This window comes from Methanobacterium sp., from assembly GCF_016217785.1.
Classification (GTDB): Archaea; Methanobacteriota; Methanobacteria; order Methanobacteriales; family Methanobacteriaceae; genus Methanobacterium.
In genome coordinates, this window is record NZ_JACRGA010000011.1 from 79,570 (window position 1) to 100,342 (window position 20,773).

Sequence of the window (20,773 nt, forward strand, 5' to 3'; positions counted from 1 at the left end):
ATCATTGAATCGCCATTTTAAATTCATGGCCACTTAAAATACCCCTTCAATGCCCACTTAAATATATAACCCGAGTCTATGAATGGCTTAATTTGTTGATCTGCGTCTGATAATAAGGAATAATATGAGGGCCAATGCTAGAATGGGCAATGCAATGAAGTAAACATAGGAATCCCATGATTGTCCGGAGATAGTGGGTTCGGGTGTCTGATTCTGACTCTGGAAAGGTGCTTCAACTTTATGACCACTACTGTAGGTGTAGATGACCTTCTCTTTTTGTATGTCCAGGTTGTTTCCCTGAATTGAATCGATATTAAGGATAATAAGAGCACTTTGGAGGGGGTTTGCCTCATTTACGGTTCCATAACTACCTTCCAGTTTAAGAGCAGAACGTGCCACCCTGGTGTCGCTAGTTAAAAATTCACTCACCTGAGTATCATTCATCTCATTTACCTGCATCTGGTTAAAAACTGCCACAGGAACAGCATAAACGGAACATGTGCTTAACTTGTAAAAACTGAACTCTGATGAGTTTAAAACTTCCATAGATGGATTAGGAGTTCCATGAAGAATAAAAATGTAATCAGGATAATTCTGGATGTTGGATAATTGATAACTAAATGGTATGTTCTTTTCTCCAGGATTTATAACATCAGCTGATGATATTCCGGTGATTGATACCAGAATTATCAGGAAAATTAGTACTCTGCTTAAATTAGATAACTGCATGATTATGATATGAGCGATCTTTTATATATTTTTTTGATGAGATTTTAAGTTTGATAATTTTTGATGGGATTAGTTTTATAATTGCAAATTCTGTCCAAAATTAATGGGTCATCCAAATTATTTTATTTTTGGATGTTTATTCCATTAATTTCTGTATTAACAATGAAACTAAAAATCCAAGCCCTAAAACCAGGACAATGGTAGCCCCTGAAGCCAGGTTGAAAAGGTACGATATATAGAGGCCACCGGTGGTGAGTATCATTCCCAGGATCACTGATAGTATCATCATCCGTCCCAGATGGTAGGTGTACTGTTTAGCAATGGCTGCAGGGATGGTTAAAAGAGCAATAACCAGGATCACTCCCACCACCTTAATCATCACCACCACTGATAATGCCACCAGGGATAATAAGAGGAGGTAAATAATAGTGGTGGGCATGCCCATCACCTGACTGAATTCTTCATCAAAGGAAATACCCTGAAACTCCCTCTGGAATAAAATGACCATGATGATGATTATAATATCAAGTATAAACATTATTATCAGGTCATTGACTGGAACGGTGAGTATGCTTCCGAAGAGGTAGCTCATTAGATCTGGAACATAACCCGGGGTGAGGTTAATGAATATAATTCCAATGGCCATTCCCAAACTCCAGAGTATTCCAATGGCAGTGTCTTCACTGATTTTAACCTTTTTACTGGTTAATCCCATGAGGAGGGCAGATATTATACTGAAGGGTATTGCTGCTAAGATGGGGTTTACTCCCAGGAAGTATCCCAGACCTATTCCTCCAAAGGCTGCGTGGGATATTCCTCCGCTTATGAAGACTATGCGTTTAACAACCACATAAGTCCCCACCAGTCCACAGGCCACGCTCACCAGAACTGCTGCCATGAAGGCGTTCTGCATGAAAGAGTATTCAAGTATTCCAGTCACTTTAGATCATCTCTAAATTGTAAATTATCAGGCAAATGTATGAAAATGTTATAATTTTAAGATAATGATTAAACTATTGAATTTAATGTTTTTTCAATACTCTATGGGGAATTCCATGACTTATAAGATCAATTGGACATTTATAAACTGCTTCCAGGCCTTTCTCCGAGTCTTCCACAGGCCCATGGTAGTACAGTCTCTGATTGAGACAGGCAATGCTTTCAACCTGGGTGGAAACAGCACCTACATCGTGACTTATCAATACAATAGCCATCCTTTCCCGAAGTCTGGATAAGAGTTTATAAAATGAATTCTGCATTTCAGGGTCTATGCTGGCCATGGGTTCATCCAATAGTAATAGTTTAGGGTCTCTTACCAGTGCCCGGGCAATGAAAACCCGTTGCATCTGCCCCCCTGAAAGTCGACTCATCTGACGGTCCTGTAAGTTCAGCATGTCCACCTCTTCCAGGGCTTTTTTTACCATGTTCCGGTCATCATCAGAATATCCCTTGAAAAAACCATGATATCTTCCGGATAATACTGTGTCAAAGACGTTTATGGGAAAATCCGGGTCAAATGATACGTGCTGGGGAAGGTAGCCAATGGGGTTGTGGGGATTTCCGGGTTTGTTTCCAAATACCATCACCCAACCCTGGTCTGCTTTCAAAAGTCCCAGTATGACCTTGAGAAGGGTGCTTTTACCCCCACCATTGGGGCCGATTATGGCTAAAAAATCATTCATGCCAATCTTGAGGTTAATACTTGTGAGAACTGGCTGATTATTAAACGTTACAGATACATTCTCCATTTCAACAGCATTATGAACCATGTTATCAGCATACTCCGTTTATTCAGTATAAATTAGTATCAACCATCTCATTTCAAACCATTTCATTTCAAACCATTCAGTTTTCAGCCCATTCTACAAAACTTAGCATCAGCATAACTCCTCATAATATTAACTCCTTAATATTATACTCTCCATAATATTACTTTAAGTACCTGCAAATGCTCCTACAACCTTTTTCATGTTTTCCAAGTAGTTCTGGCTGAGTGGATCCACCACCACCACTTTACCATCAATTTCACTGGCAATTACTTGGGCATTGCTGGTAGAAAACTCAGGAGAGACAAATATGACCTTAATATTTTCATTACGGGCAGTGTCCACCAGACTGGCTATGTTCTGTGGTGTGGGTTCTTTCCCTGCTTGTTCTATGGATATCTGCTGAAGATTATAATCCCGGCATAAATAGGCCCAGGCAGGATGATAAACCATTATTTTTGTATTGTTCTTTCCAGATAAGGTTTGGGTGATGTTTTTATCAAGTTCATCCAGTTCTTTTAGATATTCATCCCTGTTTTTGGTGTAATAATCCTTATTTTCAGGATCAGCCTGTACCAGGCTCTGGTAAATGTTTTCCACCATGACTTTCGCATTTCGGGGTGAAACCCACACATGGGGATCACTACCTTCCTCGCCTTCTGCAGTGTTGGGAACCAGCTGGATTCCTGCAGAAGTATTAACCAGTTTCATTTGACTGTTCATACTGGTCAGCTTGTCCATCCAGGTGAGTTCAAATTCAATACCTGAACCTACCTGGAAGTAGAACTGGGCGTTCTGAACCTGTTTCATCTGGTTGGGAAGGGGCTCGTAGGTATGTGGATCTGCACCAGGAGGTACCATCACCGTTACATTCACCCTGTCTCCACCTACACGTTTTAGAAACTCTTCCTGAGGCCCCACCGTTACCACAACACCTATTTTCCCATCAGAAGATCCAGTGGAGTTTCCAGTGGAAGTGTAGAAGTAGGTAACTGTAATTAAAATTAGAATTAGTATTGATATAGATGTAATGAGAATTTTTTTTCTTTCCATCAAGTGGCACCGGAATGGGTTTTTATATAAATTATAATATGCTTTTATTAATATTTATAAATTTTCTTAATAAAAATTAGCAAGGTTTTTATATTATTTTATTAATATTAGGGCCATGGCCATAATCAGCGTGTCCCTCAGTGAAAAACTTCTCCAGGAAATCGACGCCCTCAAGGATGAAGTTGGATTTTCTGGTCGTTCAGAGGTGTTTAGAGCCAGTACTCGTCTTTTAATTGCAGATAATGAGGAAAAAAATAAGTTAGAGGGTTATATCAATTCCATACTGATTTTAATCCATCCTAAAAAATCAGAGGATAAAGTCACCCAGATCAAGCACAATTTTGAGGATATCATCAACACCCAGATACACAGCCACTTGCATGGAAATCAGTGCCTGGAACTATTTATTCTGGAAGGCGATGCCGGGAGGATGAGAGAACTTTCCCGTCTTTTAAACCGCAACATCAAGTTTTTATATTCCAAGCTGGTTCCACTGCCCCAGGAATAAAAAAGGATAAAGAAATAATTTCTTTAACTAAATTTCTACTTTTAACCCGGTTTTCACTTTCAGTCTTTTTATAAAGAGCTATTATATTAACAGATTTAAATGAATCCCATCATTTCAAAAGATTAATTAACTCTTCGGGGGTGTTAACAGGGGCATGGCAGGTTCCATTACCACAAACATATGCTGTGGCTTTATTGTTAATCATGGGTTTAGATTCAGAAGATCCAATAATCTGATTTATCAGTACATCATCACTGGATCTGAGTATTAACATGCAATTTGGTAGATATTCTTTTTGCAGGATATCTATCATGACTTTAGTATCTGCACTGTCTCTTTCCCCAGTGATTGATATTTCAAAGGAAGGACCCATCTTCAGAATAATTGCCGAAAGGAACATTGTAAATGCAGATGGTGATTGCCCTATAATGGGAGAGAAATATCTTTCCAGTCCATTGGAAATCTCTCTGATCTGAATATCCTCAGTTATCATGTATAATTTCTCCAGGTTCATCATCATCACTGAATTCCCAGATGGTAATGCCGTGTCATATGCCTCTTTTTGCCTTACCAGGATTTCCTGAGCATAATCAGGGGTGAAATAGAACCCTCCATTATCAGGGTCCCAGAAATGTTCCAGCAGGGTTTGGTTGAGTTTAAGGGCAGTTTTAAGATATTCTGAATGGAAAGTGGCCTGGTAGAGTTCCAGCAATCCCCAGATGAGGTAGGCATAGTCATCAAGATTACCCTCCACTGCTGCCTCCCCGTCACGCCAGCGGTGACGTAGCCGTCCTTGGTGATGGAGTCTGGTCATTATGAAGTTCACAGCTTCAGCTGCTGCCAGTAAATAATCTTCCCTACCAAATACTCTGCCTGCTAAAGATAATGCCACAATGACCAGTCCGTTCCAGTCAGTGAGGAGTTTGTCATCTTTATGAGGATGTACTCGCCCTTCACGGGCCTGGAAGAGTGTTTCCCTTGCACTCTCTGTTTTCCACCATAATTGCTCAGGGGACATTTCCAGTTTTATGGATAGCTCGTCCCAGGTTTGGCTTTTGTGAAGTATGTTTTTACCAGTTTTTTTACCTGTAGCTTCGTCTTTGAAGTTTCCGTTCTCTGAAACTGAGTGAATCTCGGAGAAAATTCCCCCTTCCTCTTGACCCAGTAGCTGGATGATTTCACTCCATGTCCACAGGTAGAACTTTCCTTCTTCACCTTCACTGTCAGCATCCTCAGCAGAATAAAAACCACCTTCAGGAGATTTCATGTCTCTTAAAAGGTATTCAAGGACTTCTTCGGCTGTTTCCCTTAATTTGATTTTTCCGGTTGCCTGATAAGCCTCGGTGTAAGCAACAACCAGAAGGGCCTGGTCATATAACATCTTTTCAAAGTGGGGGATGATCCACTGCCGGTCCACAGTGTAACGATGGAAACCAAACCCAACATGGTCATATATTCCCCCATTTCTCATGGCTTCCAGTGTTTTCTCTACCATGGTTAAGGATTCATCTTCATCTGCGTGTTTCCAATGCCGGAGAAGGAAAAGTAGATGGTGGGGTGTGGGGAACTTCTGGTAAGTTCCAAAACCAGCGTATTCCTTGTCAAAGTTTTCAAGTAGTGCATGGTAGGTCTGTTTTATTATTTCTTCATCGAGTTCTTTCCCTGATTTTCCCTGTGATCCCTGGGATATTTGTTGGAGTGATAGGGTAAGGTCTTCGGCTGATTTAAGGAGATCTTCCCTCTTGTTTTCCCAGAGATCGTGAACATTTAAGATAAGGTCCCTGAGGCCAGTTCCCCTGGGGCCGGTGTCCTTGGGGAAGTATGTTCCTGCAAAGAATGGTTTAAGATCCGGGGTCATGATAATGGTGAGGGGCCAGCCCCCGCTGCCGGTGATCATCTGGCACACCGTCATGTAGATGCTATCAATGTCTGGTCTTTCCTCCCGGTCTACCTTAACTGGTATGAAGACCTGGTTCATTAGGTCACCAATTTCAGGGTCCTGGAAAGACTCCCGGGCCATAACATGGCACCAGTGACATGTTGAGTACCCAATTGATAGGAATATTGGCTTGTTCTCATCTTTGGCCTTTTTAAATGCTTCATCACCCCAGGGGTACCAATCTACAGGGTTGTCTGCATGCTGGAGCAAGTAGGGGCTTTTCTCATTTTTAAGATGGTTAGGGCTATTTCCAGATTCTGGGGAGGAGTTTTTTGACATATTAACCGCCAATTATATTAATTTTTTTAATTTCAGTCACATTACATAAGTCAAATTACTATATTTTAAATCACAATTAATTTACTATTGATTTTACTGTTCACGATCGCAGAGCAGGATGTCTCCCACCCCTACATTCTCGGATTCTACTTCCCGTATTATGATCACCATGGCTTGAACTGGAAGGTTCAGCACTTGACTGGCAGTTTTGGCAAATGAACTTACTAACTCCCTTTTTTGCTCCGTGTTCATTGGTGGAGCATCTATGGTTATAACAGGCATAAAATATTCACCTCCATTTGGTGATTATAGATTATACTTTTTGAAAGTCATAAAATTTATGGAACTAACAGTGGAATATGAACTAACTAGAAACAAATTTATTCATCTCCCCATTGTATGATGAAGTTTTTCCACAGATTTTTATGACCACCTATTTTATGATAATTAGTTTCACTATTTTTCATTCACTATTTTTCAGGGTATTCATCACTCAAAATAAAGATCCCACTCAAAATAAGATCCCATTATGCCCATCAGTTATTTGACTATGATTAGTCACCTGATTTGACACCGTAATGGCTATAACCATTTGATCAATTATGAATTTTTGAGAAATCCACCAATCTCATCCTTTTGGTATACCTCTAACAGTGAAGATTGGGTCATTAATAATATTTCCAGACAGTGCCCAGGAGTGCCTGTTGAAACTGTTAAATCTGGATGTATTTTTTGACTTGAACCTTGAATCAATATAATTTTGTAGTATTAATATAACAGACACATATCATTAATATTAACTCATGAAAAATTAAATTGTAAATAGGAATATAATTCATATAGATCCTATACATCCACATTGATTGCAATCCATTTAATGAAATTAATCTTAATGTCAATTCCATTATGATCCCCCGGAGGATTAGGAGACTTCTATGAAAGATAAATCATCCCTTGAAAAAGAAATCCCAGAAATTAGAGAACCGGAAGGAGTATCATCTGAAAAAGTGAATTCAAATGATAATCTTGAGGGGAAAAAATTATTTTCGGATGATAAAATTCGAATCAGAGAACTGGAGAAGGATTTATCCCAGAAAGAATCTGAAATAATCTTCTTTAAAGAGAAAATAACCAACAATCAGGAGATCATTTTGGATGTGATTGAAGAAAAGAAGCTGCTTAAAGAGCAGATAAAAGATTTCCAACTCAAAGAACTGGATTTAAAGCTCAATAATTACATGGAACTCCAGCGTAATCATCATAAAGTTGAACACCGATTATTTGTAACTAAAAATCATCTGGAAGATGCACATTTGGAACTTGAGTTCAGGGAAAAAATCATAGCAGAGCTTGAAAACCGCGGCTTAAGAGATTATATCTTAGGAAGATTCCCAAATAGTTACCAGGAATATAAAAAGCGAGATCGATGATTTCAGATCAGAAATAAGTTTTTAAGTTAGATATCGTTCTTAATCTAGTTATAACCATATGTAAAATTTATAACCATATGTAAAATCTATTTTTCTTTCTTATTCTTCATGATGATTTGCGGATAAAAACATTTGCAAAAAATAAAAAATGTTAAACTAGTACAAAATATCAGAACATATATAGCCTAAATCATCTAAATAGGGGTGATTCAAGATTTTTGTGATATGAATATACAAAAAAAATATAAACATGTTTTTTCACGATAAAGTATTATATTAGCTTCGTTAAACAGAACTATAACGAAGTACACTAATTATGTATAGCATTAATCTGGAATTAGTGCTGAATTTTGAAATAAAATTTTAAATATCATAGTGGGCACGTAATCTCTGAAAATGTGACGTTACTTACAAATGACACCCATGATATTACCCATAATAATATTAATTACTTAAAAATTATCATAATATTCAAGCTAGTTTTCATTATTATAATTTTCCATTTAATCCTCATTAGCAATTAATAACTTATAGTATGACCAAGTGGAACTGGTAATTACCATGTCCGGAACAACAATAATTCTCGCCATGGATGATGATTCTGAAGCCATTAGAATTAACCAGATACTTTCCTCAAGTAATTACCACCCACTCACTGTGCTAAATTGGAAAAATTCCCAGTGGGAGAAAATCAACTGGGAAAAAAAGAACCAGTTGTTAATTTCAGATAACAGTACTCCAGATCTGGTTGATTCCACGACACTTGATTTAAATTCAGTTGATTTAATCCTAATAGACGATGAATTAAAGGATAACACATATTTTAAACCTATTTTAAAAGAATTAAATAATTCTAACAGTGCAAAATCTATTCCTGTAATTTTAATTACCTCTAATTCTGATTGCAATGACACCGAAGGTATCGATCTAAAAGAAAATGAGATCTACCTATCACGACCATTCCACAACCGTGAACTTCTATTAACCTTTGAAATAGCTTTTTACAAGAAGAACATGGGAATAGCACTAAAAAAAAGCGAAGACAAATACCGTAGTCTAATTGAAAATGCAGATGACCCCATCGCCATGATCAACTACCATGGAGAATTCCTCCTGGTGAATAAAAGTGCTGCCCTTTTCTTTGGATGCGAGGAGGAACAATTCCGAGGAAAAACCATGTGGGAAATTTTTCCCAAAAAACATGCCGATTCCCAGATGAAAAACATAAGAACAGTAATTGAAACGGGTAAAAGCCATATTTTTGAAAGTGTAACCCTCATCAGAGGCGAAGAATATTATTTCAGTACCAATATTCAGCCCATGCCTGTAAAAAGTGGAGAACCCGGAGCTGTGCAGCTTATTGCTCGGGATATTACCCCCTTGAAAAAGGTGCAAAATGCTCTTGAAAAAAGTGAAGAAAAATTCAGGGAAGTGTTCAACAATGCCAATGATGGAATATCCCTCCATTATGTTGATAACGGGTTACCGGGTAAATTTTGTGAAGTAAACGATGTAGTCTGCCAGAGATTGGGTTACACCCGGGAAGAACTTCTTCTCATGAGCCCTAAGGAGATCATTAACCAGGAAACCAAGGAAAAAATGCCAGAAGTTATGGAAAAATTAAATTTCGATGGTAGAGCCACCTTCGAGGCCGTGCAAATTACTAAAAATGGGAAATTGATTACAACCGAGATCAGTAATCATCTTTTCAATTTGCAGGGAAAAGAAATGATCATGTCCATAACCAGGGATATTTCCGAACGTAAAAAATCTGAAAACCAGTTATTACGTATACTGGCAGGAATAGAGGGCACCGAAGATTCCATTGGAATAGCAATGCCCGATGGATCCCATTTCTATCAAAATCAATCCTTCAATAAACTATTCGATTATTCGATAGAGGAACTCAACACCCCCATGGGACCTGTGAAACTGTTTAAAGATAAAGAACTGGGAAGATACATATTCCAAACTATAATGAATGGCAATAGCTGGGATGGGGAACTGGAAATGACAGATAAATCAGCGAGAATTTTCCCAGCATATATACAGGCCAATGCCATTAAAAACAAAAATAATAGAGTTATAGGTTTAATATATGTCTTAAATGACATCACTGAAAGGAAAAGGGTGGAATATGCTTTAAAAACAAGCGAAGAAAAGTTCCGGAACCTGGCTCAAACCGCAGTGGATGCCATCATCATCATTGATAGTGAAGAGAAAATTGTGTTCTCCAACAGCAGCCTGGAAAGAATTTTCGATTACAGGGAAGAAGAAATACTGGGAGAGTACCTGGACACACTCATCCCACAACGACATATGGAAGATTTCCAGGTCAAATTAGACTTTTTCCATCAACATGATCGGGAAATGGGAAATGTTTTTGAGTCATTTGGCCTCAGAAAAGACGGAAGTGAGTTCCCACTGGAAATGTCCCTTAACACCTGGAAAGCAGAAGGAGATGTGTACACCACATTCATCATTCGGGATATAACCCAGAGGAAATTAAATGAATTTAAAATGAAAATGAGGGGGGATATATTCCAGTTAATGTCCCAAAACATTGAAGAGGTTTTCTGGATCATCGACCCCCTCACTGGACAGATAATTTACATGAGCCCCTCCTACCAGAAGATATGGGGTCAAACCATAGAAACTCTTTACCAGAGCCCCCGTTCATGGATTGAATCCATTCACTCGGATGATAAAGATAAATTCATCTCTTATATCTTTGGAAAAAACGGTAGAACAATCCAGCACAGGGAAAAAGTTGAATGCAGGGTGCTACGTCCTGATGGAGAAGTGAGGTGGATAAAAGTCAGGGCATTCCCAGTGATCAATCAAAACAAGGAAATCTACCGCAGGATTGGTATAGCCACTGATATTTCAAATATCAAAGATATCGAAAAAGCCAGGTAAAAAGATAATAAGTTGGTTAAGGAGCTAAAATAGATATTCACCACGATCTATGATGTATTATTTATATTGGTGGTGTTAATCTATTTGGATAATACCTATTTTATAAACATCCATCTTTTTTGTGATACATTTCACGTTTTATGCTTTAAAATTATAATTGTTTGTGACAAGAATGTATAATTGAGGCAATAATCCAGCAGGGTAATGAACAACATTACCATGAAATGTGAATATTGACCAAATAATATTTATTAACAGTAATACCCAAATAACTGGATATTGCCTTATCCACCGCCTTAACGGACCCCTGTTCTGATAAAAGGAGAAACCCGCCGCCTCTCTCTTTATCAGGACATCTTTTTCTATTTATTAGTGATATTGAAACAGTGTTTTTCCCATAATTCATATATATTCCATTGAACTTAATTGAATATCTTGTTTATTTGATATAAGTAGATGAATAAACTATATTTAAATACCAATTTAATTTTGAATAATTTTATACTGAACAAGATTAATTACTGAATAAGATTAATATTTAGAATATGACATCTCCAGATAATGAACCCAGAATGGTTCTTTTTACACTGATCTGCCCGGAATGTGGTGTTGCAAACCCTGATAATTCACTAAATTGCATGGTTTGCGAAAGGGATCTCAGCAACATAGTCCTGTTTTTAGAGGATGACTCATTTGACCTAGAATTAACCAGCGAATGTTTAATTGAATACCGAAAAAACTTTTGGGGTACTGATAGAACAGGCAAAGTTATAATCTACCCTTTATGTGAAATAACCAATATTGAATATGGATCACCAATTACACGATTTAAATTTGATTATAATGGTGAAAGACATGTGATACCACTAAAGAAAGAGAATATGAAAAGATTAAAGGAAGTTCTTCCTAAACTAATTGCCAACAACCCTTATTAATATATTTGAAATTCCCAAAGGGAGGATCCAAATTTCTGAAGACTGCAAATCATCCACAAAGGTTTTCAGATTAACTCCCTTCAACCGAAACATTTAAATAATGGAATAAGAGTACATGTGTATGTGTGTGTAGTACACATACAACCCCATAGGTTTCAACCTAACCTTTAACTCTATTTTTGGTTGGAACCAGAAACATGCTTCCAGAGATAAGCCATTTTTCCCCCCTACAAACCCCCTTAATCTCTGGAAGCTCCTTTTTACACCATAAGCCCATATTTATACCTAATTAAATATAATATTACCTAATAATATAATCTCTTATTAGTGATAATTCTATTATTAGTGACTATTATAGGCGTATAATGACCATTTAATAGTTTTAATGATTATTCATTCCTTTTTAGTAGTCTCACCAGTTTTCATTTTCAAATCAAATATCAGGGCCCATGCTTCTTCAACTTGCGGTGAAAAAGTGGAAGATGCCAGTTCTATGAACCTTTCCAGTGATTTGATTGCCTCCAGGTATTCATCCAGGAAGTTGTGTGCTGAACCTTTACCTGCCCATGCCTGAGCATTATTTGGATTCAACTCTGTGGCTCGAGTAAAAGATTCCAAAGCCTCTTTGAATTTCTTTAAACCGAAGAGCGCTGACCCGCGATTGTTCCAGACTTCATCATTTTCTTCTTCCAGTTCCAGTGAATGATCAAAGGAATTTACAGCCTCCTCAAACCTGGCCTGTGATGCATATAATACTCCCAGATTGGACCATGCCGGGGCATTGTCCGGTTCGAGATCAAGAGCCACCTCAAAAGACTCCTGAGCTTCATCCACTAATCCTACACGCGAAAGTGCAACCCCCCGAATGTCCCATATCTTGCTGTTATCAGGGTCCAGTACCAGTGCATCATCAAAATATAAAAGAGCAGCCTTATAACTTCCCTGAGTGAAAAGCTCATTACCCTTCTCCAAGAGAGCAATTTTCTCTTTCTGATTCTTTTTTTCGCCTTTTTCAAGGTTATTATCCGTAGGATTCAATTAAAATCACCAATAAATTTTCAATGTTATTTTAAAAAAATTCTTAAATAAACAATTCTAGGATGTATGGTTTCTAACATTGAATAATGCCCTTTATAGGTTAATCTTTTTTTCCATCGGATTTTTAATTAATATTTTTCCTTTAATAATTTATCAAAAAAGTTCCTTAATATTTATCAAAAAAAACATTTATCAAAAAAACCCTTGTTTAAAAGAAACGGACTAAACTAATTGATTTAGTCTAAAAATTTAGATTATCCCTAATGGTAAATCTCACATTATCTGCTCTTTATGTGGGGTTTTATGAATTTAAAGGCCTTATTTACCAACCATAACGCATATAAGTAGTGGGTGTACATGAATTAGATATGGATATTTTTTCGATGTTTTTTCTAGCAGTTGGTCTGGCCATGGATGCTTTCAGTGTATCCATCACCAGGGGAATGCTTCTGAAATGTAATCTGAAGTATGCCCTCACCATTGCCATATTTTTCGGTGCATTCCAGGCTTTGATGCCTGTAGCTGGCTGGCTGGCAGGGGAACAGTTAGCAGTGCTGGTTGAGCTCTGGGCGCCCTGGATTGCTTTCATCCTACTATTAATAATCGGAGGGAAGATGATCTATGAGGGCTTATCACCAGAAGATGATGACGTGTGCCAGGTTTTCTCCCTTAAAGATATTTTAATTCTGTCAGTTGCCACCAGTATTGATGCATTTGCAGTGGGTGTAACCTTCGCATTTTTAAACACCCCCATTCTCCTGCCCATCGTGATTATAGGGCTGGTAACCTTTGCATTATCATTCCTGGGAGTTTATCTCGGAAAAAGAGTAGGACACCTCTTTGGAAGTAAAATTGAAGTTTTAGGAGGTTTGATTTTGATAGGAATTGGATTCAAGATCCTCCTGGAAAACCTAATTTGATAGATCTCCCGAACCCCCATTCATCTTTAATAAGGAAAGGATAAAATCAAGGAAAGGATAAAATTTCCTTAAGGAATTAATAAATCAACTTCTAGGCAATGATCAACCTCAAGGACCAATATTCAATCTGCTTTTAGAATCGCCAACACCAGGTCATCAGGATTTACTTCTAGGGAGATGGTTTTTGATTTTATCTCTTCTAAAATCTCTGCTGGTGAAAGATCATGATTTTGGATAACCATCTGCTCTAATACTTCTTTCCCGGAAGATTCTGGACTTTCTAAAACCTGAATTACGCCATCAGTATAGAATAAGAGCAGATCACCACTTTCAATCTTTATTTTGTGTTTTTCAAGCTGAATATTTTCCAGTCGGCCCAAGGATTTAACCCCCTTTGCAAGCTCGCTTAACTGGTTTGTTTTGTTCCTGAAAATTAATGGAGGGCTGTGGGCTGCGTTAACATAGTTGAAACAACGATTTTTAGTGTCCAATTCACCGTATAGAATAGTAATGAAAATTTCAGGACCAATATCAACTGCAATTAGATTGTTTAAATATTTTAAAAGGGTTTGGGGGTTTTGATTTTTTGCTTCTCCCCTGATTATGGTTCTAGAAAGAGCCATGAGTAATGATGCCGGGAAGCTGTCTCCAGTAACATCCGCAATCACAATACCTGTTTTTTCAGGGGATACTGGTATGAAGTCATAGAAGTCCCCTCCAACCTCATGTGCAGGGATGTTCAAAGCTGCAACACTAAAACCGGGAATAGAAGGTAGTTCTTCAGGTAAGAAGCTCTTCTGGATTTTACTGGCCACCTTTAACTCATGTTTTTTACGTTCCAGTTCATCAAAATAAAGGTCACGCTGCTTGATTGTTTCCCGTTCCCGGAGGAGGTTGGAAATGATGAAGGCAAATATGAACATTCCCAATGCATTGGAGACAATTATGGGTATGGTGAGCTCCTCCACCACTGCCAGTGCCTTGGAGTAGGGTTGGGCAATGGCCAGGTTAATGAGAAGGTGCAGGGATTCCATTAAAACTGCAAAAACCACCGCCCAAAATATTCCCACGAAGCGGCGTTTATTAATGAGGAAGATCAGACCAGCGAATAATCCGGCCAGTATGGTGGAAAGGGCACAGGGGACAGCTGTAAAACCACCCAAACTCAAACGGTACAATCCACCAATTAGACCAGCACCCAGTCCCACGATAGGTCCCCCAATAAGACCTGCCACCATGGGGCCTAGATCCCTTACATTGGCCATGGCCCCGAAAACATCCACCCCTGAGTATGTTCCAAAGATAGAAATTGCCCCAAAGATAACAATAAGTATGGCCTGGTTTTTAATGGTGAATTTTCCCTCCAGAACCTCTGTGAACACATTTAAACGACTCACAACATAAGCGATGACCACAATTACACATGCTTTTTCTACCAGAACCAGGAGACTGTGCTGTACTGAGGACATTGGCATTTCATGAAATTGTAGAATTAAAAGAACACTGACACTGCCTATGATAGCCATGATGGCATGAATGTACATTATAGGGACTTCTTCATCCCCTGCCAGATAATTCCTGATCTTGTAGATTCTGTCCCTGAATGTGTTTTTTGACATGACCTTTGAAACTCCCTTATTGTGATAACCGTGCAACTAAAATTAGTATAATTATATGTGACAGATGGATCTAATCTCATTATACATTTTCTTTAATAATATTAAAAGGATTCTATATAAAAAATAGGCAACCCCCTATCTAAACTTAGATGAACTTATATCTAAAACTTGAATTTATGTATAATGAGTGCCATGGCAGATAAAGAAAAACTAATTTCAATTCTAAAACGAATTGATGGAAGGGGTTACAAAGCATATCTGGATTTAAAGGGTAGCTATGATTTTGGTCTTTTTTCACTTTTCATTGATCATGTGCAGAGAGATCCCTTCGCCAGCCCCTCCCTACTGCGGGTGGAAGTTTATGAAAACTCATTTCCTGACAAACTATACCATAATCCTAACCGTAAGATTGCACTAGAGGATTACATCTCCCGGGCCTTCAGTGAAGGTATAAAGAAGTTAGCTGGTGACAGGAGAGGAAGTGGGAAAAGTGGGATTTTACACATTGATCATGGTAATCAGGAGATACTCCAGCGCAGCAGTGTGAACATCAGTTCAGATATCCTGGAAATACGTTTTCAGGTGGGTTTACCTGCCAGAGGCAGGAGGGTGATGGGCTTTGAAGCTCAGAGGATCTTGATGAAAATTTTACCGGAAATTGTTAATAATTCCTGTTTTTATGAGAATCTCACTTCAGCTGAATTAACCCAACATATTCAGTGCTTTGAAGATACAGAATATATTCGCAGCCAGCTTAGGGAACAGGAATTGGTGGCTTTCATTGCAGATGGCGCTATTCTTCCGCGTGAAAGCGGTGTTTCAGATAAACCACTCATAAATGCTGTGTCATTCAAATCACCATCTTCCCTCCAAGTAGCTATGGAAACAAGTAAAGAGTGTTCTGTTGTGGGTATGGGGATTCCAGAAGGTGTGACTCTTATTGTGGGTGGCGGTTACCATGGAAAGTCCACCCTGCTCAGGGCAGTTGAGCTAGGAGTGTACAACCATATTCCTGGAGACGGCAGGGAACTGGTAATCACCAGGGAGGATGCTGTTAAAATAAGGGCAGAAGATGGGCGTTCTGTTGAAAAAGTGGATGTTAAAAGCTTCATCCACCATCCTCCTGGAATTGGAGATACTACAAAGTTTTCCACGGAAAATGCCTCGGGCTCCACCTCACAGGCTGCCAACATTATCGAAACGTTGGAAGCAGGTTCAAAACTCCTTTTATTCGATGAGGACACATCAGCAACAAATTTCATGATCCGGGATGAAAGAATGCAACGTCTGGTCAGCAAGGATAAAGAACCCATCACTCCATTCATTGATCGGGTTAGTGAGCTTTATGAAGATCACGGAGTTTCATCGGTACTGGTAATGGGTGGATCTGGTGATTACTTCCAGAAGGCAGATACAGTTATTATGATGGACCACTATCAGCCCCATAACGTTACCCAGGAGGCTAGAAAGGTTGCAGAAGAAATGCCCATTAATAGGGAAACTGAATCAAAGGGCAAATTCCATTACCGGCAGCGTTACCCTCGCCCGGAATCCATCAAACCATATAAAGGAAAAAGACTGAAACTGGATAGTAGGGGTGTTTCTAACCTGATTATTGGCCCCGAAACAATTGATCTTTCCCAGGTAGAGCAGTTGGTTGAATCCAGCCAGACACGGGCCATTGGCTACGCTCTTTACCAGTTCCATAAAAATTATAAACAGAAATCAGACGGACCTTCCAGTAAAGAGGATTCTAAAACAGAGGATTTTAGGATAGAAGATGTTCTGGACTATCTGGAAAACTGTATCAACAGGGAAGGGCTTGATTTCCTTGCACCACCAGGCAGGAAGCAACCCCATAACCTTGCCAGGCCCCGTAGATATGAAATTGCTGCAGCTATGAACCGTCTACGGACATTAGCTGTGCATAGTTGAGGAATCAGTTAATTGATTGGAACTATCCGTCATGATTAGTTTGGAACTATCAGTTCATGATTAGCGGATATGAAGAATTGGAAGATTTGGCACCTAAGCTAGATATATACACCTTGAGACGGTTGGGAATGATGTTTAGAAACACTTTCAACCTAGTATCCACCAAAATAAATGGAAAAATACTAAGGCTAATGAACCTCTAATAAATACTAAAGAATGTATTGAATTATTATATCGATTCAGTTAATAATCAGAAAAATTGTTAAAGAAAAATTGTTAAAGATATAGGAGGTATTCTATGGTTTACTGTCATAATTGTGGTACAAAGAACGAGGACGATGCTGAATTTTGTTCTAAATGTGGAGAGCCCCTGCGAGATGTGAGGGATGATTATGAGGGAAGGCGCCGCCATCACCACCGTGATGATCGCTACTACCGCCAGAGAAATGAATGTTTCGGACTTCCCCATGGTAACATAATTGGACCTCTTATAGGTGGAATTATACTAATTTTAATAGGCCTTGCTTCATTTACAGGATTCCAAAACATTTGGACATATATCTGGCCCGCTATTATCATCATTATAGGCCTATTGATTATAGTAGGTGCAATTTACGGTTCCCGAAGAAAACATTGATCCAATTATCCACAGATAAAGAGGGGTGAATCAAGCCCCTATTTTAGAGATACTTTAGGAATACTGGCCTATTTAGGAATACTAGCCTATTTGGGAATACTAGCCTATTCATGGATACTGCTTGAACTTATCCCCTATTTTATTTATGGATACAGATTGAAACTTATTTTTTTATTCGTAAATACAGTATGATTTTTCTTCACAATTCCGACAGATAATTTCATGATTGTTTTCTGAAGCAGCTATTCTGGCTAATATAAAGAACAAAACCAGAAGAAGGAAATAAGATTCAATTAAGAGATTTTCTTTAACTGTATCCAGACCAATCAGTATCATTACGGATCCAGTGACCAGTGCCATGTTAGAAACAATTTTCAATTTTTTCCCCAGTTTTAAAAAGATTATTAACATCAGGGCCAGGAAAACCATCACCAGTCCTGTCCAGAAAGAGATTTCCCCATAGATTAGGGGTAATCCATAAAAATAATAAAATAAGATTCCAATAACTGCCATAATAGCCCCGATTAGTAGTCCTGAACAGCCGGGACAGTATTTACTCCCCCTGATAATGATGGTGTGGGATTCAAATTTCCCACAATCCGGATGATGACCTTCAAATTGCATATTATTCATTTTTTCAGGATCTAAAGATTTTTTATCAAATTTTTTAAATTCCAATAATCCCTTACATAGTTTGGGATAAATTGCTGCCAGGATTCCCAGAAGGCATATGGCAATAAAAATAGATATAATCAGTGGTTTTTGAAAATCATATAATATTTCAGATTCAGGGGCCCATAGATACATGGCCAGCAGGAGGAAAAGGCCTGAAAACGAAATCACTGCCAAAACATTACGACTGAGATAGGATTGCCCGACAGTTTTCCGGTTCAATATAAATCCCTCAATGCTTGCAGGAGACCCTGACCTGCCATATAACGATAAGTTTGCCGTTTGAATTTATTCCGTGAAAACACTCCTGAAATTCTTCTCCTCATACTACCATAAAAACTCCGGTAACACTGGTATAACTCTTCCTGGACTTCCATTCGAGTGAGATGTTCAGTGGGCATAACTGCATGCACCATATCGTAGTTGGCCCAGTTATTATCTTCCAACCATCCTTGCTTACTGGCAGTTTCATAGAGTGGGGTTCCAGGGAAGGGGGTTAGGATCATGAAAATTGCTAAATCCGGATCCACGTAGTTAACGAAATCACGTAATCCCTGTATGGATTCATGGGAATCCTTCCGATCCCCGGTGATCAGTGTTGCCTGGGAAAAGATATCGTTTTCCTTCAAAAGATCCATTGAAAGCTTTGCATCACTGGCTTTAATCCCCTTATGGTAATCCTGAAGCACCTCATTATCATGCCGCTCCAACCCGGCCATTATCCAGTAGTTACCTGCTTTTCTCAGTTTAGGGAGGTTGTGTTTATTTTTTATAATTTCGTCACTTCTGGCCTGCATAAACCAGGTTATATCCTCAGAAAGTCCCCTGTTGATAATTTCATCACACAGGGCACTTGTTCTCTTGCCCAGTCCCAAGTTGTCATCAGTTAACCACAGGAAGCTGATCCCGTACTCGTTGTAGATGTGTTCCATTTCATCGGCAATTCTAGCAGGGGATTTTGGTCTCCATTTACCTCCCCAGTGCTGCCACTGTGAGCAGAAAGTACATTTATAGGCGCACCCCCGGGATGCTTCCACCAGGGCATATCCTGCACCAGTATAGGCCATCATTTTGAAGTTGTATTTCTTCATGTGTTGACTGACAAAATGATAACCCGGGAATGGAAGGTCATCCAGGTTCTTGATGAATGGACGGGGCGGATTGTGGAAGATTTTAGTGCCATTTCTAAAGGAAAGTCCTTTAACATCTACTGGTGACTGGTTATTATCCAGACCTCTTACCAGTTCATAGAGGGTGACTTCTCCCTCACCTCGCACCACAAAATCAATTTCAGGATAGGTGGAGAGACTCTCATCAGCCAGTGCCGTGAAATGCTGACCACCAACCACTGTTTTTACATCAGGATTAGCTTTTTTAGCTATTTCCACTGCCCTAAGGACAGTGAAGGTGTTACATGTTGCCAGGGCACTGAGGACCACCACATCTGGTTCTGCCTGTTCCAGGTGATGCTGGAGTTTCTTCCACCCAAAGCCTTCAGCCTGGGAATCCACCACCTGAATATCCCAAGTATCATTCTTAGACTCCAGATATGCGGCTAACTGGAGTATCCCCAATGGTGGGGGCATGTATTCACCCATGACAAACCAGAATACCTTGGGTGGTTCCACAAATAAGACTTTCATTAAATAAACCTCTCCTATTCCTTGCACTATATTCTTTGATCTGTTTCCTGCCAGCTGTAACGTTCTTCCTTCCAGGGGTTACCATGATTATGATAACCCGTGGATTCCCAGAAACCTCTTTTATCCTCTGCCATGAATTCCAGTCCAGTAACCCATTTGGCGCTTTTCCAGAAATAAAGTTGAGGCACCACTAATCGCACGGGTCCTCCGTGTTTGGAGTTTAAGGCTTTTCGGTTGTGATGGGTCGCCAGTAGCACGTCAGGTGCGAAAAAATCTTCCAGGGAGAGGTTGGTGGTGAAATTTTTATGAGCGTGTACCATAACATATTTGGCTTCAGGGAGTATTTCCACCAGTTCTTTAATGGTGGATGTGCTTACCCCTTCCCATAAATTGTTTAACTTGGACCAGGTAGTGACACAGTGTATGTCTGAGAAAACTGTAACCGGAGGAAGAGATATGAAATCCGTGTAATCCAGTTCCATCTCTTTTCGAACCAAACCCCATATTTTCAGCTTCCATTGGGATGGATCGATTTTTGTAACTGAACCTGCATGTAGTACTGGCCAGCTTTTATCTTCGTGTTGACCTGGAGGAATCCTAACTTCCCTTTGGGTATCCGGACTAATAACCACATTTTCATCATTTAAAATAGATTCAATAGCACGTTCATCTAAATTAGTGCTTAAATTCCCTTTAAATATCTCTTTTAAGGTTTTTTCAACAATATCCACCCCCCCCATCCAGTTGAAAT

18 protein-coding genes are annotated in these 20,773 nt (G+C 39.0%); 7 read left to right on the forward strand and 11 right to left on the reverse strand.

The genetic code is table 11. The features are described from left to right. Positions 1-87 precede the first annotated feature (87 nt). The 4 genes from HY987_RS05415 to HY987_RS05430 form a co-directional block, all read right to left on the reverse strand. Entirely contained in the window at positions 88-729 is a 642-nt protein-coding gene (locus HY987_RS05415; RefSeq protein ID WP_292756397.1) for a hypothetical protein, read from the reverse strand. 136 nt (positions 730-865) lie between these two features. Then, positions 866-1,669, reverse strand: coding sequence for a metal ABC transporter permease (locus HY987_RS05420; RefSeq protein ID WP_292756400.1), 804 nt, complete (start codon positions 1,667-1,669; stop codon positions 866-868). An 82-nt stretch (positions 1,670-1,751) separates the two neighbouring features. Beyond that, positions 1,752-2,498 carry an ABC transporter ATP-binding protein gene (locus tag HY987_RS05425; protein WP_292756402.1) on the reverse strand — a complete coding sequence of 249 codons (747 nt, stop codon included), beginning with the start codon at positions 2,496-2,498 and terminating at the stop codon, positions 1,752-1,754. Between the two features lie 165 nt (positions 2,499-2,663). Beyond that, positions 2,664-3,548, reverse strand: a complete 885-nt coding sequence (locus HY987_RS05430; protein ID WP_292756404.1) for a zinc ABC transporter substrate-binding protein — start codon at positions 3,546-3,548, stop codon at positions 2,664-2,666. A gap of 115 nt (positions 3,549-3,663) precedes the next feature. Here HY987_RS05430 and HY987_RS05435 point away from each other — a divergent pair, with 115 nt between their 5' ends. After that, positions 3,664-4,056, forward strand: a complete 393-nt coding sequence (locus tag HY987_RS05435; RefSeq protein WP_292756406.1) for a CopG family ribbon-helix-helix protein — start codon at positions 3,664-3,666, stop codon at positions 4,054-4,056. 109 nt (positions 4,057-4,165) lie between these two features. Here the strand turns inward: HY987_RS05435 and HY987_RS05440 are convergent, their stop codons facing one another. Together HY987_RS05440 and dmpI are read right to left on the reverse strand one after the other, a co-directional pair. Then, positions 4,166-6,274 (reverse strand): thioredoxin domain-containing protein, encoded by a 2,109-nt coding sequence (locus HY987_RS05440; protein WP_292756408.1) that lies wholly within the window; start codon positions 6,272-6,274, stop codon positions 4,166-4,168. Between the two features lie 93 nt (positions 6,275-6,367). After that, complete coding sequence (gene dmpI / locus HY987_RS05445) at positions 6,368-6,556, reverse strand: 4-oxalocrotonate tautomerase DmpI (RefSeq protein WP_292756410.1); 189 nt, start codon at positions 6,554-6,556, stop codon at positions 6,368-6,370. Between the two features lie 653 nt (positions 6,557-7,209). Between dmpI and HY987_RS05450 the strand changes: the two genes are divergently transcribed. From HY987_RS05450 to HY987_RS05460, 3 genes are all read left to right on the forward strand, one after another. Continuing rightward, the gene (locus tag HY987_RS05450; protein WP_292756412.1) at positions 7,210-7,704 is read left to right on the forward strand and encodes a hypothetical protein; all 495 of its coding nucleotides are present in this window, start codon (positions 7,210-7,212) and stop codon (positions 7,702-7,704) included. A gap of 561 nt (positions 7,705-8,265) precedes the next feature. Further along, positions 8,266-10,623 carry a PAS domain S-box protein gene (locus tag HY987_RS05455; protein WP_292756414.1) on the forward strand — a complete coding sequence of 786 codons (2,358 nt, stop codon included), beginning with the start codon at positions 8,266-8,268 and terminating at the stop codon, positions 10,621-10,623. Between the two features lie 572 nt (positions 10,624-11,195). Beyond that, entirely contained in the window at positions 11,196-11,558 is a 363-nt protein-coding gene (locus tag HY987_RS05460; protein ID WP_292756416.1) for a hypothetical protein, read from the forward strand. Positions 11,559-11,951: 393 nt separating this feature from the next. On the opposite strand, the gene HY987_RS05465 is transcribed toward HY987_RS05460, so the two are convergent. Further along, a complete protein-coding gene (locus tag HY987_RS05465) occupies positions 11,952-12,596 on the reverse strand; it encodes a tetratricopeptide repeat protein (RefSeq protein ID WP_292756418.1) in 645 nt (214 codons plus the stop codon). Positions 12,597-12,964: 368 nt separating this feature from the next. Between HY987_RS05465 and HY987_RS05470 the strand changes: the two genes are divergently transcribed. Then, positions 12,965-13,516: a manganese efflux pump MntP family protein gene (locus HY987_RS05470; protein WP_367146880.1), complete on the forward strand. Its 552-nt coding sequence runs from the start codon at positions 12,965-12,967 to the stop codon at positions 13,514-13,516. A gap of 122 nt (positions 13,517-13,638) precedes the next feature. Here the strand turns inward: HY987_RS05470 and HY987_RS05475 are convergent, their stop codons facing one another. Then, positions 13,639-15,135: a PP2C family protein-serine/threonine phosphatase gene (locus HY987_RS05475; RefSeq protein WP_292756422.1), complete on the reverse strand. Its 1,497-nt coding sequence runs from the start codon at positions 15,133-15,135 to the stop codon at positions 13,639-13,641. Positions 15,136-15,327: 192 nt separating this feature from the next. Between HY987_RS05475 and HY987_RS05480 the strand changes: the two genes are divergently transcribed. Together HY987_RS05480 and HY987_RS05485 are read left to right on the forward strand one after the other, a co-directional pair. Continuing rightward, positions 15,328-17,070, forward strand: coding sequence for an ABC-ATPase domain-containing protein (locus tag HY987_RS05480; RefSeq protein ID WP_292756423.1), 1,743 nt, complete (start codon positions 15,328-15,330; stop codon positions 17,068-17,070). A 298-nt stretch (positions 17,071-17,368) separates the two neighbouring features. Next, the gene (locus tag HY987_RS05485) at positions 17,369-17,707 is read left to right on the forward strand and encodes a zinc ribbon domain-containing protein (protein WP_292756425.1); all 339 of its coding nucleotides are present in this window, start codon (positions 17,369-17,371) and stop codon (positions 17,705-17,707) included. Between the two features lie 171 nt (positions 17,708-17,878). Here the strand turns inward: HY987_RS05485 and HY987_RS05490 are convergent, their stop codons facing one another. From HY987_RS05490 to HY987_RS05500, 3 genes are read right to left on the reverse strand one after another with little or no spacing between them, the layout of a single operon-like run. Beyond that, positions 17,879-18,601, reverse strand: coding sequence for a restriction endonuclease (locus HY987_RS05490; RefSeq protein WP_292756427.1), 723 nt, complete (start codon positions 18,599-18,601; stop codon positions 17,879-17,881). Continuing rightward, positions 18,598-20,022, reverse strand: a complete 1,425-nt coding sequence (locus tag HY987_RS05495; protein WP_292756429.1) for a radical SAM protein — start codon at positions 20,020-20,022, stop codon at positions 18,598-18,600. The genes HY987_RS05490 and HY987_RS05495 overlap by 4 nt, the downstream gene beginning before the upstream one ends. A 26-nt stretch (positions 20,023-20,048) precedes the next feature. Beyond that, positions 20,049-20,762 (reverse strand): sulfite oxidase-like oxidoreductase, encoded by a 714-nt coding sequence (locus HY987_RS05500; RefSeq protein ID WP_292756431.1) that lies wholly within the window; start codon positions 20,760-20,762, stop codon positions 20,049-20,051. Between the last annotated feature and the right edge of the window lie 11 nt (positions 20,763-20,773).